At 69.5% G+C, this 14505-nt stretch carries 13 protein-coding genes; 6 read left to right on the top strand and 7 right to left on the bottom strand.

Features of this window, described 5'->3' with window-relative positions:
* Window positions 1-138: 138 nt before the first annotated feature.
* Window positions 139-801, top strand: a complete 663-nt coding sequence (locus ACGGCP_RS21855; protein ID WP_392969046.1) for a pentapeptide repeat-containing protein — start codon at window positions 139-141, stop codon at window positions 799-801.
* A gap of 196 nt (window positions 802-997) precedes the next feature.
* Here the strand turns inward: ACGGCP_RS21855 and ACGGCP_RS21850 are convergent, their stop codons facing one another.
* Entirely contained in the window at window positions 998-1324 is a 327-nt protein-coding gene (locus tag ACGGCP_RS21850; protein WP_392969043.1) for a hypothetical protein, read from the bottom strand.
* Between the two features lie 126 nt (window positions 1325-1450).
* A complete protein-coding gene (locus ACGGCP_RS21845) occupies window positions 1451-2230 on the bottom strand; it encodes a hypothetical protein (protein ID WP_392969040.1) in 780 nt (259 codons plus the stop codon).
* A 250-nt stretch (window positions 2231-2480) separates the two neighbouring features.
* Here ACGGCP_RS21845 and ACGGCP_RS21840 point away from each other — a divergent pair, with 250 nt between their 5' ends.
* Both ACGGCP_RS21840 and ACGGCP_RS21835 read left to right on the top strand, forming a co-directional pair.
* Window positions 2481-3860, top strand: a complete 1380-nt coding sequence (locus tag ACGGCP_RS21840; RefSeq protein ID WP_392969037.1) for a serine hydrolase domain-containing protein — start codon at window positions 2481-2483, stop codon at window positions 3858-3860.
* Between the two features lie 143 nt (window positions 3861-4003).
* Complete coding sequence (locus ACGGCP_RS21835) at window positions 4004-7297, top strand: BTAD domain-containing putative transcriptional regulator (protein ID WP_392969035.1); 3294 nt, start codon at window positions 4004-4006, stop codon at window positions 7295-7297.
* Between the two features lie 250 nt (window positions 7298-7547).
* On the opposite strand, the gene ACGGCP_RS21830 is transcribed toward ACGGCP_RS21835, so the two are convergent.
* From ACGGCP_RS21830 to ACGGCP_RS21810, 5 genes are all read right to left on the bottom strand, one after another.
* Window positions 7548-7871, bottom strand: coding sequence for a DUF952 domain-containing protein (locus ACGGCP_RS21830; RefSeq protein ID WP_392969032.1), 324 nt, complete (start codon window positions 7869-7871; stop codon window positions 7548-7550).
* Between the two features lie 69 nt (window positions 7872-7940).
* Window positions 7941-8513 (bottom strand): hypothetical protein, encoded by a 573-nt coding sequence (locus ACGGCP_RS21825; protein ID WP_392969030.1) that lies wholly within the window; start codon window positions 8511-8513, stop codon window positions 7941-7943.
* A 185-nt stretch (window positions 8514-8698) separates the two neighbouring features.
* Window positions 8699-9499 (bottom strand): DUF4097 family beta strand repeat-containing protein, encoded by an 801-nt coding sequence (locus tag ACGGCP_RS21820; RefSeq protein ID WP_392969027.1) that lies wholly within the window; start codon window positions 9497-9499, stop codon window positions 8699-8701.
* Entirely contained in the window at window positions 9496-10155 is a 660-nt protein-coding gene (locus tag ACGGCP_RS21815; protein WP_392969024.1) for a response regulator, read from the bottom strand. Before ACGGCP_RS21815 ends, ACGGCP_RS21820 begins: the two co-directional genes overlap by 4 nt.
* A complete protein-coding gene (locus ACGGCP_RS21810; RefSeq protein WP_392969021.1) occupies window positions 10143-11402 on the bottom strand; it encodes a sensor histidine kinase in 1260 nt (419 codons plus the stop codon). Before ACGGCP_RS21810 ends, ACGGCP_RS21815 begins: the two co-directional genes overlap by 13 nt.
* A gap of 197 nt (window positions 11403-11599) precedes the next feature.
* Between ACGGCP_RS21810 and ACGGCP_RS21805 the strand changes: the two genes are divergently transcribed.
* The 3 genes from ACGGCP_RS21805 (at window position 11600) to ACGGCP_RS21795 (ending at window position 14452) form a co-directional block, all read left to right on the top strand.
* Window positions 11600-11977, top strand: coding sequence for an SHOCT domain-containing protein (locus tag ACGGCP_RS21805; RefSeq protein ID WP_392969018.1), 378 nt, complete (start codon window positions 11600-11602; stop codon window positions 11975-11977).
* A 343-nt stretch (window positions 11978-12320) separates the two neighbouring features.
* The gene (locus tag ACGGCP_RS21800; protein WP_392969016.1) at window positions 12321-13793 is read left to right on the top strand and encodes a tyrosine-type recombinase/integrase; all 1473 of its coding nucleotides are present in this window, start codon (window positions 12321-12323) and stop codon (window positions 13791-13793) included.
* Window positions 13790-14452 carry a hypothetical protein gene (locus ACGGCP_RS21795; RefSeq protein WP_392969014.1) on the top strand — a complete coding sequence of 221 codons (663 nt, stop codon included), beginning with the start codon at window positions 13790-13792 and terminating at the stop codon, window positions 14450-14452. The genes ACGGCP_RS21800 and ACGGCP_RS21795 overlap by 4 nt, the downstream gene beginning before the upstream one ends.
* The last annotated feature ends 53 nt before the right edge of the window (window positions 14453-14505 follow it).

Below are 14505 nucleotides of genomic sequence, written 5' to 3'. Positions count from 1 at the left end.
GACCAGGGCCGCGGTTGCCCCCGCCCGCCCGATGCGGTGGTTCGGGTGCGACGCACGCCACTTTTCGCGCGCTCGCGGGCGCGAAATTGTCGGCGTGGTCGCGTAGCCTGCCGGGGTCACGATGACCTTGGAGGCTCGGTGAAGTTCAGGAAGATCGACGACAAGCGATCCATGCGCAGGCCGCTGTGGGAGGCCGAGCGGCTGCGACCGCTCGACGAGGCGCCCGAGCCCGACTTCGAGCTGACCGAGCGCCTTGTCGACGGCCTGCGGTGGATCGAGGGGCAGGGCGACGGCAGCCTGGACCAGTCGCTGCTGCGCGGTGTCGACTTCTCGGGAACGGTGCTGTCGCCGTTCGAGGTCGTCGATGTGACGGTCGAGCGTTCGGTGCTGGCGAACGGCCGCTGGGAGCGGGCGACCGCGCGGCGGCTGGAGATCACCGACAGCCAGCTGGTGGGCTGGCAGGCGCAGTTCTCGCTGGCGCAGGACGTCTACATCGCCGACTGCCGGGCGGACTTCGCGGGCATCTCGATCGGCACGGCCAAGGGCCCGGTGGTCTTCGAGCGGTGCCGGTTCATGAACGCGACGTTCCTAGGCGACCTGTCGAAGGCCGTGTTCGTCGACTGCGCGTTCCCGGGCGCGGACTTCTCGCGAGTCGCGAACGCGAAGGGCTGCGACCTGCGGCGGGCCGAGCTGTCGGGCATCAACGGCCTGATGAGCCTGCGCGGCGCGCTGATCACCGCGGACCAAGCGGTCGAGATAGCGGGCGAACTGGCGACCGCGGCAGGCTTCAAGCTGGCGTAGCCGTAGCGCCGTAGCGCCGTAGCGCCGTAGCGCCATAGCGCCATAGCGCCATAGCGCCGTAGCGCCGTAGCGCCGTAGCGCCGTAGCGCCGTAGCGCCGTAGCGCCGTAGCGCCGACCGATCCTGACCATCGGCCTCCGCTTTCTGCCACTGAGTTCGTGGATTCACGGAACCCCCGGCGACCGATTTCTAACCTCTTACTTCACCTCCTCGAACTTTCCACCGTGCACTTCACCGGTCCTGCCACCACCCTCGTCCATCGACCAGAACGCGGTGATCCTCTTGGCCTTGAAATCCATCAGATGCGTCACGACCATCCCCGAGACCTCGTTCCAGCCCACCAGGTACATCCGCGGTGCGACCTCGGCGACGTGCAGCTCCACCTCCTCCGAGGCGCCTTCCGCAGCACCGTCGATCCGCTCGTAGACCATCTTGTTGCCTTCGGCGGCATACGTGTTGTGGAAGACGACCCCGTTGTCCAAGTGGATGTCGAAGGCCTTCCCCGCGAACTCGAAATCGGTCATGACCGTCTCCTTCGTCGACTGCGCCTATGGTCCGCATCTGCGCGGACCGTCCTGGCCGCCTTCCAACCTAGGAGATCAACGGGATCGGCACCGGCGATTCGTCGAGCCTGGCATGGTCGAAACCGGTCAACGACCTCCCTCGGATTCGATGGCCGCCCGCGCCGTCTCCAGTCTGGTCCTGAAGTCCGGGTCGTCGGTCTGGGCCAACTTGTCAAGCGTGGTCCCCCGCCGCCGCAACGACCCTTCGAGCCAGTTCCGCCAGTCCGGCGTAGCCTCCGCCGTCGCGATGGTCGCGGGCCGCCACACCTGCATCGGTGCGCCGGTGGCCGAGAATCGCGGGTTCGGTTTCAGCCCTTCGGGTTGCGGAAGGAACTTGCGGACGGCCGCATCGGTCCAGCCTCGTGAGCGCAGGATCGGCTTGGTCACCCAGACCGTGTCGTCGCCCTGCCGCACGAACTGCGGCCTTGGTGGCGCGGGCGGTCCCTGCCACTCGAGGAGCGGCAGCAGGTCGGGCTCGAGCGCTTCGCAGCCGGGTGGACCGCTTTCGAGCAGATCGCTTTTGAGCGGCTCAGCTTCTGGTGGCTCGTTCTCTGGCTGCTCGTCTGCGGGCGGATCGCCGAGCGGCGCCGATTCGAGCAGGGGCACCGCGGCGGTGCGAATCGGCTTGGATGCCGGTGCAGCCCTGGCGCTTTGCGTCGTGCCAGATTTCAGGGGGATCGCCTGTGGCGGTGTCTCGGGTTCGACGCTCGGGAATGGACCGAGCCGGTCGGCCGTCACCAGGAAATCGAGGAGCCACCGGGCGAAATGCGCTCGCAGCGGCTCGTCGGGAATGGTTTCGAACGGCAGCGCCCGGGTGATGACTCCGAGGTCTGCCTGGTGCCGTGAACTGTCTGATGGTTTCGCCATCGCATCGTCCAATCGGTTCTCGCGCCCCGCCCGTCGGGCGTTGCGCGCGCTATTCAGTTGCCTCCGTAACCGTAGGAGGCGGGTACGACAATTCCCGCCTTCTTCTCGCCCATCGGTGACCAGGCTCACTGAGCGTTGTATCCCGGCGACGTCGTCAGCGGCCTGTCAGCGCCGCGTCAGCGGCGGTGGCGATGGTTCTCCCAGTCACCGACACCGGGAAGCACCCGGTACAGCCGCGAAGGGAACCATCATGAGCGCCACCGAACTTCACGAGATCGTCGCCAAGTCGGCCGCCGAGTACGCGGTGCCCGGCGTCGCCGTAGGGATCTGGCACGGAGGCCGCGAGATCTACGCGTCTCACGGCGTCACGAGCGTCGCGAACCCGCTGCCGGTCGACGAAGACACGATCTTCACGCTCGGCTCGACCTCCAAGAGCTTCACCGCGACCGCCCTCGTCATCCTCGCCGAACAGGGCAAAGTGGACTTCGACGCGCCCGTGCGCCGCTACCTTCCCGACCTCCGACTCGCCGACGAGCGGGCCGCCGCCACGATCTCGGTCGGCAACCTGCTCAACCACACCGCGGGCTTCGACACCTGGATGCTCCGCGATACCGGCGACGGCGACGACGCCCTCGCGACCTACGTCGACCACCTCGACGAGCTCACGCTCATCGCCGAGCCCGGCGAGCGGGCCTCCTACAGCCAGGCCGCGTACAACCTCCTCGGCCGCGTCATCGAGGTCGTCACCGGCAAGACCTACGAGCAGGCCGTAAGGGACCTCCTGTTCGAGCCGCTCGGCCTCGAGAACACCACGTTCTTCGCCGCCGAGGCGATGACCCGCAAGTTCTCGCTCGGCCACAGCATCGACGCCGAGGGCCCCAAGGTCTCCCCCACCTGGAAGGTCCACCGCGCCCAGAACCCGGGCGGCGGCGGTGCCTCGTCCGCCCGCGACCTGGTTCGCTGGGCCCGGTTCCATCTCGGCGACGGCCGCGCCGAGTCGGGCGAGCGGATCGTCTCCGCCGAAGCGCTGCAGGCGATGCGGCGCCAGACCGTCGAACTGCGCGGCAGTTCCCTCGGGGACGGGTTCGGCATCTGCTGGTTCCTGCGCGAGATCGACGGCGCGGCGACCTTCGCGCACGGCGGCTCATCGGTCGGCCAGTTCGCGGACTTCATCGCCGTGCCCGAGCACGACTTCGCGATCGCAGTGACCACGAACGCCGAACCCGGCGGCACCCCGTGCAACCTCGCGATCATCCGCTGGGCGCTGGAGCACTACCTCGGCCTGGTCGACCGCGACCCCGAGCCGGTCGCGTTCGACGCGGCCCGCGCCGCCGAGATCACCGGCGAGTACGAGGTCGACATGATGATCGTGAGCGTGGTCGACGAAGGCGACCACCTGAGCCTCGCGGCGCGGATCCGCCCCGAGCTGCGCGCCGCCGCGCCGGACGACATGCCCGCCGACTGCGAGCCCGCGCACATGGGCTTCCTCGGTGAGGACGGGGACGACTACATCGTCACCGAAGGGCCGCTGCAGGGCCAGCGCGGATATTTCGCGCGGGACGAGCACGGCGCGGTCACCGCGATCGATCTCGCCGGACGCCAGTTCCGGCGGGTGAAGAGCGCGGGCTGAAGTCGAAGGCGTAGTCCCTGAGTCCGCCGCCCAAGCCGGGCGGCGGACCGCGCGGCGTCTGAGGGGCGGGGTGAGGCGAGCGGGGCGTGGCTCGTCGGGCTCCGCTTGCTTCTCCGATACCAGTCCCGGGCACACTTGCTCTCATGCGCGTACTCCTGCTCGGTCCCTTCGAGATCCGCGATGCCGATGACCAGCCCATCGACCTCGCCGGGGCGCGGTTGCGCGCGCTCGTGGCGCGGCTCGCGCTCGAACCGGGGCGCGAGGTCACCGCTGACGCGCTGCTCGACGCCATCTGGGAGGACGACGCGCCTTCAGCGAATGCGCTGCAGGCCTTGGTGTCCCGCGTCCGCCGCGCGATCGGCGCGGAGAACCTCACGCGCGGCGCCGCCGGGTACCGCCTCGCCGTCGAGCCGGGGGACGTGGACGTCGTCCGGTTCGAACGCCTCTCGGAGACCGGCCGCCGCAGCGGCGAGCTCGGCGCGCTCCGCGAAGCCGAGTCCCTCTGGCGCGGAACGGCCCTCGCCGACCTGCGGCAGCTGCGGTTCGCCGACAACGAAGCGATCCGCTTGGAGCGCTTGCGGAACGAGACCACCCGCGAACGCCTCGCACTCGAAGTCGCCACCGGCACCGACGTCCTCGGCGAACTCGAGCCGTTCGCCGAGGCGAACCCGCTCGACGAACGCTGGCAGGCGCTCCTCATGCGCGCCCTCTACGCCACCGGCCGCCCGGCCGAGGCCCTCGACGCCTACGAGCGCGCCCGCGAGCGCCTCGCCGGCGAGCTCGGCGCCGACCCCTCCCCCGAGCTCGCAGAGCTCCACCTGCAGATCCTCCGCCAGAGCGCGGCCCCGCCCGCCCGCGTCGAGAAGCGCAGCAACCTCAAGTCGCAGCTCACCAGCTTCGTGGGACGCGAAGCCGACCTCGCCGCCCTGGCCGAAGCGGTCGCCGCGTCCCGCCTGGTCACCGTCACCGGATCGGGAGGCGCGGGCAAGACCCGCCTCGCGGTCGAGGCCGCCGCGAAGATGGCTGCGATCGCGCCGCAAGGCGTCTGGCTGGTCGAGCTGGCCGCGGTCGGGGACGACGCCGACGTCGCGCCCGCGGTCCTGCGCGCCATCGGCGCCCGCGAGTCCGGTCTGCTCGAGCCGTCCGCGCACGACGCAGCGTCCCGCCTCGAGGAGTACTTCGCCGATCAGGACGCGCTCATCGTCCTCGACAACTGCGAACACCGCATCGACGCCGCCGCCCGGCTCGCCGCACGACTGCTCGGCGCCTGCCCCGGCCTGCGCCTCCTCGCGACCAGCCGTGAAGCCCTCGCTATCGGCGGCGAGCGCTTGTTCCCGATCCCGCCGCTGCCGATCGACGGCGCGACGAGCCCGGCGGTGCGACTGTTCTGCGAGCGGGCCTCCGCCGTGCGCCCGGACTTCAAGCTCGACGCGACGAACACCGAAGCGGTCGTGGAGATCTGCCGACGCTTGGACGGACTGCCGCTGGCGGTCGAGCTCGCCGCCGCCCGCATGCGGGCGCTCGACGCGCCGCAGATCGCGGCCCGCCTGGACGACCGGTTCGCGCTGCTCGCCGGTTCCGACCGCACCGCGCCCGAGCGGCACCGGACCCTGGAGGGCGTCATCGCCTGGAGCTGGGACCTGCTCTCGGATGCCGAACGGGCCCTTGCCATGCGCATGTCCGTCTACCCCGGCGGCGTCGGCCTGGACCGGGTCGGCGACCTCGACGCATTGGCCGGTCTCGTCGACAAGTCCCTAGTGGAACGTTCTGGTGAGCGGTACCGGATGCTGGAGACGATCCGCTCCTACGCTGCGGCGCAACTCGATCCGGAGACGGCCGAGACCGAGCGGGACGCCATGGCGCGCTTCTGCGTCGACCTGGCCGAGCGCGCCGACGACGAGATCCGCTCGGCCGCACAGATCGAGGCGATGTCGCGAATGGACGTCGAGCACGACAACCTCCAGGCGGTGCTCACACGCTCGGTCGCCATCGGCGACAAGGAGACCGGGCTGCGGCTCATCGCTACCTCGTTCTGGTACTGGCACCTGCGCGGGTTCCGCAGCCAGCTCCAGCACTGGTTCCCGGCCGTCCTCGCGGTCCCGGGCGAGATCCCCGCCCCGCTCGTGCCCGCCGTCCTGCTCATCACGGGCATGGGCCAGACCGAGCTGGGCGACCCTGAGGCCGGGGCGCGGTCCATCGCAGAGGGCATCGAGCTGGGCCGCAACGCGAACGGCCCCATCGCGGGCCGGTCGCTCCTGGCGATCGCCCCCGCGTTCCTCTCCGACCCGGCCGTAGCTGCGGATCCCGACGCGGCCCACGGCTGGGAGCTGGGCATCATCCTGCTCACCGCCGCCGCCGTCGGCGAGGGCGCGAGCGGGCTCGCGGGTCTGGACCAGATCGACCGCGCCGAAGCCGAGTTCGCGAAGCTCGGCGAACGCTTCGGCCGCGCCTCGGCCCTGCGGATGCGCGCCGAGATCTGGGCGCGACAAGGCGACCACGACGCGGCCTCGGACGCGCTCGCGCAGGCCGCCGGCCTGTTCGACGAGCTCGGCACCGCCGCCGACGCCGCCGAGACCTACGCCGAACTGGCGCTCGTCATGGCGTTGCGTGGTGTTGTCCAAGGCGCTGCCGGTCGTGCCGGAGTGCCGAGCCAGCGCGGCCTAGTCAAAGGCGGTGCCAATGGAACCGGGGAGCCGGTGCAGCGCAGCAAGGTCGGGGGCGCCGTCCACCAGGCCGGGGTACCTGTGCAGCAAAGCGAGGTCCGAGACACCACCGGCAGAGCCGGGGACCCGGCAGTGCACAGCGAGGTCCGAGGCGCCGCCGGTCAGGCCGTCGAGCCCTTGCAGCGCAGCGGGGTTCGGAGCGCCATCGACCAAGCCGAGGAGGCGTTGCAGTGCGCCCTGGACCGCGCCGACGCCGACCGGGACCCGCACACCACGGCGTACGTGCGTCTCTGCCGCGCCCAAGTCCTCCTGCACGCGGGCGAGCGTGAGGCCGGGCTGACCGAGCTCGCCGCCGCCGAAGCGGTCTTCAGCCGCACTGCCATGGACTCGCGCGTGCAGGTGTGGGGCATCGCGCTGCGCGCACTGGTCGCGCTCGCCGAAGGCGACGCGGCGCTGGCACGGCGTCGGCTCGAGGCGCTCACTCCCGAGCAGGTGCAGATCGCCGTCGGTCCGAACCTGGCGGTGGCCGCTCGTGTCGGCGCGGCGATCGCCATCGAGGAAGGGGATGCGGCTCGCGCGGCGGTCCTTCTCGGAGCCTCCACCTCCCTCCTCGGGATCGAGGACCGGCGCGGCTACGACGCGTCGCTGCGGACTCCGGAGCGGGCACGGGAGTCGCTGGGCGACGTGGCGTTCGAGAAAGCGTACGACGAGGGTGTGACATTGAGCCGAGACGCGGCGATCGCCCTGCTCACAGCGAAGGCATTGCGAGGCTGAAATTCAGAACCGGGCGGTCACGAGATCGCCCGGAGCCGACCCGGCGACCCGGACGGGCCGACGGGCCGACGGGCCGACGGGCCGACGGGCCGACGACGATGTCAGCGGGGTCGGCGGTCCGAGCGGGCGGCCCGCAGAAGATCAGCGCATCAGGGACCTCACGGACCCGGGCACTGCCCCATCCCAACCATCGCGTCCGGATCACCGGCGGCCCGCGCGGCCAGCCCCACCGCGCCGCCAAGCCCGGACCTCACCCACCCGGCCACGGCCGCACCTCCACCACCGCGCTCGTCGGCAGCGGACCGTACAGGTGCGGGTATTCGGGGAGGCCCGGGCCGGGCGCTTCGTACCGGATCGGCACGTCGACCAAGTCGGGGTCGATGACCAGCACCACCAGCGGCCCGGCATACCCGCCATAGACGAACCCGGCGACCGCCTCGACCTGCTCGGGCAGCGAGCAGTGGATGAACCCCACCTCGGCAAGGGTCTTCCCGCGCGTCGACATCTCGTACTTCCCGGCGGCGAGCGCGGCCTCCCACAGGGCCGGTTCGGTCAGGTGCAGCAGCTCGGTCATGCCCGCACGCTACAACCGCGCAAACGAGTGCGACCCCGCGCATCACACGCGGGGCCGCACTCGTCGCATCTAGCTCTTGCGGAAGTACGCACGGGCCGGGCGCAGGGCCAGCAGGACCACGCCGAGGACGCATCCGGCGATGACCACCGCGAGGCGGACGCCTTCGAGGGCCGGGAGCCAGGCCGGGTACGCGGCGAACGCGGCGTCCAGGATCGCGGCGGCGTCGAGGGAGCGGACGGCCGCGTCGTCGGAGGCGTCGAAGAGAGCCTGGACCTTGGCGGCGGCGGTCGCGTTACTGGCCATGATGAGCGCGTTCCCGGCGAGCACGAGCGGCAGCACGATGAACGAGAGGACGCGGCCGAACCGCTTACCCGCCACCAGGACGAACCCGAGGGCCGCGATCGCGGCGGCGATGGTGAACGGCGCCCAGATGGCGACACCGTGCTCGTCGAACGCGAGTCCGTTGGCGGCCAGCAGGTCCGGGTCCTGCCCTTGGCGGGCGACTTCGGCTTCGGCGGCGGCCTGCACGTCGGCGCCGTAAACGAGGCCGATGAGCGGGATGGAGGCGAACGCGAGGGCGATCGCGAAGTGGAGGATCGCGGCGAGGGTGACGGTGGCGGGGCGGTTCTGCTTGGCGGACATCGGAGTCTCCTTGTCTTGAGGGGCTTCGGGCTGGTCGCCCGTGCTCATGCGAATACCTTCGCGGCCTGCGCTGACACCGCGTTGACACCCGGCTGACAGGCGCGAAGACGCCTTGCGCGGCAAGGAGAGACGCCGCTGTCCGCGACCGGAAGCCGGTCGCGGACAGCGGAATGCGTGGTGCGGGTCTAGCCGGCGTAGCGGACGGTGAGGTCGCCGACGCCGGTGTTCACGGTGATCACGTAGTCGGCGCTGCGAGACGGGTCGGTCGCGATCTGGATGTCCTCGCTGCCCACGCCCGAGGCGAACACCACGTCGAAGGTGGTGCCGTCGTCGGGGACGACGATCTCGACGTCACCGGTGCTGGTGGTGACGTCGATGCCGCCGCGCACCTCCGCGAACTCCAGGTAGACCGAGCCGACACTCGATTCAGCCACGGTCTCGGTGGCGCGCAGGTTCTCGCCCTCGATGTCGCCGACGCTGGTCTCGACGTCGATCGTCCCGTCGAGCCCGTCCATGGTGACGTCGCCGACCGAGTTCTCGGCCTTCGCGGCGGCCCCGGCGGGCAGCGCGAGCGTGTAGTTCACCTCGCACTCGTCGCCGTCCCAGAAGACGACGAGGCGGTCGTCGCACTCGCCGACGGCGGCGAACGTGTCGCCGTGCCAAGTCTCGGTGGGCTCGGGTTCTTCACCGCGCCAACGGGTCTCGCGGTCGACCACGAGCGTGGAGTCGGCGGAGGCGCTGAGGTCGATGTGACCGACCTCGGTCGCGACGTCGACGCCGGCGACGGCCTGGTCGTACGTCTCGGTGCGGGTCTCGGACTTCTCGGGCGAGGCGACGGACCAGATCCAGACGCCGGTGGCGGCCAGGGCGAGCAGGAGCACGGTGCCGGTGACGGCGGCGCCGACGATCCACCAGACGGTGCGGGAGGTGCGCTGGGCTTCGGGTGACGGGGCTTCGGTGGTCTGCTTCTCGGGGGTGTCGATCATGACCGGTCCTTCGGGTTGCCTTGCAGGAACTTGAGAATGGCGAGCACGCGGCGGTTGCCGCTGTCGGTGGGCGGGAGCCCGAGCTTCGTGAAGATCGAGTTGATGTGCTTGCTGACGGCGCCTTCGCTGAGGACGAGGACCCCGGCGATCCCGGCGTTCGAGCGGCCTTCTGCCATGTGCGACAGGACTTCCCGTTCGCGCGGGGTGAGCCGGTCGAGTTCGCTGCCGTTGCGGCGCACCAGGAGCTGCGAGATCACCTCGGGGTCGAGGGCGGTGCCGCCGTCGGCGACGCGGCGCAGCGAGTCGAGGAACTCGGCGACGTCGGCGACCCGGTCCTTGAGGAGGTAGCCGATGCCGCGCATCTGCCCGGTGAGCAGTTCGACCGCGTACCGCTCCTCGACGTACTGGGAGAGCATGAGGATCGCGAGGTCCGGGTACTGGCGGCGCAGGACGAGCGCGGCCCTGACGCCTTCGTCGCTCTGGTCGGGCGGCATCCGCACGTCGGCCACGACGAGGTCGGGGCAGTCGCGCTCGACCGAGCGCAGGAGCGCTTCGGCGTCGCCGACGGTGTCGATCACTTCGATGCCGCTGATCTCCATGAGGCGGGCGAGGCCCTCCCGCAGCAGGACCGAGTCTTCGGCGATCACGACTCGCATGGCAGCTCCGCTTCGATAACCGTGGGGCCCCCGAGGGGGCTGCTGATGTGGAAGGCGCCGTCGACCGAGCGGACCCGGTCGCGCAGGCCCTGGAGTCCGGTGCCGCCCTGGGGGTCGGCGCCGCCGCGGCCGTCGTCGGCGATGCGCAGCCGCAGCTGGCCGTCCTCTAGGGAGACCTCGACGGCGGCGTGCGCGGCCTCGGAGTGTCTGGCCACATTGGTCAGCGCTTCGGAGACGACGAAGTAGGCGACGGCCTCGACGTCGCGGGCGACGCGCCGGTCCATGTCGACCCGCACCCGCACCGGGACCGGCGAGCGGGCGGCGACCGCTGACAGCGCCGCGTCCAGGCCGCGGTCCTCAAGCACTGCGGGGTGAAGGCCGCGCACGAGGTCGCGCAGGTCGGTGAGGACCTGCTTAGCCTCCTCGTGCGCCTCGGCGATGGCGCGGGCGCCCTCCTCAGGCATGTCGCTGAGGGTGGCGCGGGCGATCCCGAGGTTCATGGCGAGGGAGGTCAGGCGCTGCTGCGCGCCGTCGTGGAGGTCGCGTTCGATGCGGCGGCGCTCCGCGTCGGCGGCATCCACAGTGGAGTTCCGGCTCGCGGCGAGGTCGGTCACCCGCGCCTCCAGGGCTTCGGTCCGGCTGTTGCCCAGCAGGATCCGGGCCAGGAGCCCGTCGAGCGCCGCGAGGCCCTGGGTGATCCAAGGTGCCGCGAACGTCACGACTATGCCTACGCCGCAGAGGATCCAATGCCGCGCTTCGAGTCCGGACCGCTGGCCGAAGAGCGGTGCGAAGGCCATCGCGGGGCCCATCGTCCACGCGGAGACGGCGACCGCCGCCACCAGGAAGGCGGAGCACCCGGCGATCACGTGGTAGGAGAACTGCCGCCATGTCTTGGGGCTCTTCACGATCGCCCAGAGCTCGCGCGGCGCGAATGTCACCGGCTGCGCGGACGGCCCTGGGGGCCACTCGGCGTCGAGGAACGCGCTGTGGCGGCTGCGCTGCACCCAGGTGAGCGCGCCGCTCACGACCAGCAGCGTCCCGGCCGCGATGACCGGCAGCACGATCGTGAAGAACCCGGCGACGCCCACGACGACGAGCGCGAAGATCGCCACCCCGCCGGCGACGCCGACCACGGCGCCGGTGACCAGATGCATGAGGGAGCGCCAGGTCGACCCCGCCCAGAAGGCCCGCACCGCTGCTCGCGGGGCTCTGCGCCAGGGGATCGGCGGCGCGGCTGAAATATCCATGCCTTGAACACTAGGTTCGCTCGCGCCGCAGGACATTGCCGCTGGTGCCCGACTTCACGGTGAAGTTTTCTCCACCCCGGAGGAGTCGCCCGGAGCTCGGGGAGAGTACGCGAATCCGCTACGAGTCGGTGGAAATCTTGCGAGAGTGAGTCATCACCGGGGTGAATCGGCCTCGGTCCTGGCTCGAAGGAAGCGCCATGTCGTTTTGGGATTACTTCTGGCTGCTGCTGATCTGGCTGCCACTGATCATGATGTGGGCGTTCGCGCTGCTCGACATCTTCCGTCGGGACGACCTCAAGGGCTGGCTGAAGGCGCTGTGGGTGGTGATCGTGATCCTCCTGCCGTTCTTCGGCACGCTCATCTACCTGATCGCCCGCCCAGCCGGTGCCACCGCAGCCGAGCGGAAGGCCCTCGACGAGAGCAGCCGGGCGTTCGTCGCGAAATACGCTCCGGACAACGCCGCCGAGCAGCTGCGAGTGCTCGCCGACCTGCACGACCGCGGCAAGCTCACCGACGAGGAGTTCCAGACCGAGAAGGCTCGAGTCCTGGGGCCGCCGGCATCCCGTGAAGGATGAGGACCGGAACGTCGAAGGGCAGGGCGACACGGCCCCGCCCCTCCTGCTTCGCTGTAAACACTGCTGCAGACACAGTCAGGGCCGGAATCCCGAAGGTGGGAGACCGGCCCTGAGCTGTATCTTCATCTGTCGGGTTGACAGGATTTGAACCTGCGACCCCCTCGTCCCGAACGCGATTTGTCGTATAAACAGATCGCTCGGAAACACCCCAAAATCTGACTATCGTCCGAGGTCACACGCGAAACATGCATGACATCGCATGTCTTTTCGTGTGGCCCTCTGTCCGTGCCTGACGGCACGTCCCCCGGACAGATTTCGGACGAGACAGATGGAGGACCACCCCGTGGGTTACGCCAAGAAACGATGCCTCAAGAAGGGTATCCGCTACACCGCCGTGTTCGTCGACGCCGACGGCTACGAGCGCTCCGCCGGCACCTACGACACCAAGAAGGAAGCCGACAAGGAGTGGAAGGCCGCTGAGGCGAAGGTCAACGAAGGCCGCGGCCAGCACCTCATCCGAGGACGCGTGCTCTTCCAGACCTACGTCGAGAGGGACTGGCTTCCGAACCTGACCGTCGAGGTCAAGACGCTGGAGAACTACTTCTACCAGCTCTACTCGAAGATCATGCCCACCTTCGGGCAGATGCGGATGCTCGACATCTACCCCATCGACATCAAGCGGTGGCTCACCAAGCTCAAGAAGGGCGGGGTCTCGGCCGCCACAAGGAAGTACCTCAAGATCCTGCTGAGCACCATCATGACCAGCGCGGTCAGCGACGAGGTCCGACTGAGCAACCCGTGCCTGCTGGTCAAGACCGACCCGGTTCCCAAGAAGCCCTTGGTGATCGTCTCGCCGGAGCAGTTCGACGCCTTCTACAACTCCTTGCCGGACGACATGTCGAAGCTCCTGGTGGAAACCGACGTGGAGACGGGGATGCGGTGGGGAGAACTGACCGAGCTCCGCGTGCATGACTTCGACCAGGACACCAACGTCTTCACCGTCCAGCGGGCCGTCGTGATGGTGAACTCCCAGTTTCACCCGGAGGGGAAGCGGTTCCTCGTCAAGGAGTACCCGAAGGACAAGGAATACCGCCTCATCAAGGTCGACCCGATCCTCGGCCAGAAGTTCAAGGCCCACATCAGGAACCACAACCTGAAAAGCAACGACCTGCTGTTCTGGTACGACCCGCCGAAGCCGCCTCCCGCAACGGACCTCGTCCTCGCCAAACCAGGCGCCCTCGGCCAAACCGAACCAAACGAGAAGGGCCGCACCTATCAACACGGCACGCTGAGCGGCTACACGGCAGGGAAGTGCCGTCTCGACTGCTGCAAGGCCGCAATGGCGGACTACCGCCGCAACCGCCGCGCCGAGGGCAAGGATAGCCCCCGGCGGCCGAGGGTTTGGGACACCGACGGGCACATCCCCTCGCGGTGGTTCCGCGACCGGATCATCAAACCCGCCTTGCAAGTGGCCGGGATCAAGATCGACATCCGGATGCACCTGCTCCGCCACGCGCACGCCTCCTGGCTGCTCAACGGCGGGGCTGACCTCGTGGTCGTGAAGGAGCGGCTGGGGCACGCCAGCATCATCACCACTGAGCGCTACCTCCACACGCTCAGCAACGCAGACGAGACCGCACTGGCGGCACTGAACAAGGTCCGCAAGCAGCGCTGCGACATGCGAGACCTCTCGGCAACCGGTGTCGCCAACACGTGCCCGGAGCCGACATCGATCACGGAGGTGCTCGCCGAGATGGCCCGGCTTCAGGAAGTCCTCGGAAAACTCGCCGCACAGGAAGGAGGGCAAGCAGTATGATCGGTCCGCTCAGCCTGCTACGCAATCTCATCCGCAAGAGGCCCAGCACGGACGGCCCCGAGCAGCGTCCAACGGCCGCCGCCGAAGTCGGCGCTGGCACCGTGATCGAGTCACCGCGCATCGGCCCTGGCCTCCTGTTTCCGGACTTGCTGCCCGAGAACGTCTGGGGCTCGAACCTTCGCGGAATCCTCACCCGAGCCGAGTGGGATCGGCTGCGTATTCCGGCGTGCGAGCGCGCCGGGAACGTCTGCGAGGTTTGCGGCCGTGCGGGATACGACCCAGTCAGCGGACGACGTCGTCGGCCAGACTGCCACGAGCTCTGGTCGTTCGAGATCCGGGGCGACCAGTTCGTGCAGCGGCTCGACCGGCTCATCGCGCTCGACGCGGGATGCCACCGCACCCAGCACATCGGTCTCGCAGGGATCAGGGGCGAGACGCATTTGGTCCGTCGCAGACTCGCAGAGGTGAACGGCTGGGACGCTCGGGTGTCCCAGTCCGCAATCGAAGAAGCGGTCGCAATCTACCGCCGCCGAGCGAGCTTCAATTGGGACCTCAATCTCTCCCTGCTCCAAGGCCAGATCCACGTCGAAGGCTTCCCTCAGCTGTTCATTCCCGCCGAGGAAAGACAACGGTTGGGGAATTCCTACTTTGGCGGATAGAACTAGAGGCCAAGGGGGCCAGGAACACCTAGTGTTCCTGGCCCCCTTGGGGT

Origin of the sequence: Glycomyces sp. NPDC048151 (assembly GCF_043202775.1) — a bacterium.
Taxonomy (GTDB): Bacteria; Actinomycetota; Actinomycetes; order Mycobacteriales; family Micromonosporaceae; genus Glycomyces.
Note: the sequence above shows the minus strand (reverse complement) of the source record. Positions and strands in the feature narration are given on the sequence as shown.

What these genes read in the sequence shown, in the direction of transcription:
- ACGGCP_RS21795 (WP_392969014.1), top strand. Translation starts at nt 13,790, where the DNA reads ATGATCGGTCCGCTCAGCCTGCTACGCAATCTCATCCGCAAGAGGCCC.
- ACGGCP_RS21805 (WP_392969018.1), top strand. Translation starts at nt 11,600, where the DNA reads ATGTCGTTTTGGGATTACTTCTGGCTGCTGCTGATCTGGCTGCCACTG.
- ACGGCP_RS21815 (WP_392969024.1), bottom strand. Translation starts at nt 10,155, where the DNA reads ATGCGAGTCGTGATCGCCGAAGACTCGGTCCTGCTGCGGGAGGGCCTC.
- ACGGCP_RS21825 (WP_392969030.1), bottom strand. Translation starts at nt 8,513, where the DNA reads ATGTCCGCCAAGCAGAACCGCCCCGCCACCGTCACCCTCGCCGCGATC.
- ACGGCP_RS21835 (WP_392969035.1), top strand. Translation starts at nt 4,004, where the DNA reads ATGCGCGTACTCCTGCTCGGTCCCTTCGAGATCCGCGATGCCGATGAC.
- ACGGCP_RS21810 (WP_392969021.1), bottom strand. Translation starts at nt 11,402, where the DNA reads ATGGATATTTCAGCCGCGCCGCCGATCCCCTGGCGCAGAGCCCCGCGA.
- ACGGCP_RS21820 (WP_392969027.1), bottom strand. Translation starts at nt 9,499, where the DNA reads ATGATCGACACCCCCGAGAAGCAGACCACCGAAGCCCCGTCACCCGAA.
- ACGGCP_RS21840 (WP_392969037.1), top strand. Translation starts at nt 2,481, where the DNA reads ATGAGCGCCACCGAACTTCACGAGATCGTCGCCAAGTCGGCCGCCGAG.
- ACGGCP_RS21845 (WP_392969040.1), bottom strand. Translation starts at nt 2,230, where the DNA reads ATGGCGAAACCATCAGACAGTTCACGGCACCAGGCAGACCTCGGAGTC.
- ACGGCP_RS21830 (WP_392969032.1), bottom strand. Translation starts at nt 7,871, where the DNA reads ATGACCGAGCTGCTGCACCTGACCGAACCGGCCCTGTGGGAGGCCGCG.
- ACGGCP_RS21850 (WP_392969043.1), bottom strand. Translation starts at nt 1,324, where the DNA reads ATGACCGATTTCGAGTTCGCGGGGAAGGCCTTCGACATCCACTTGGAC.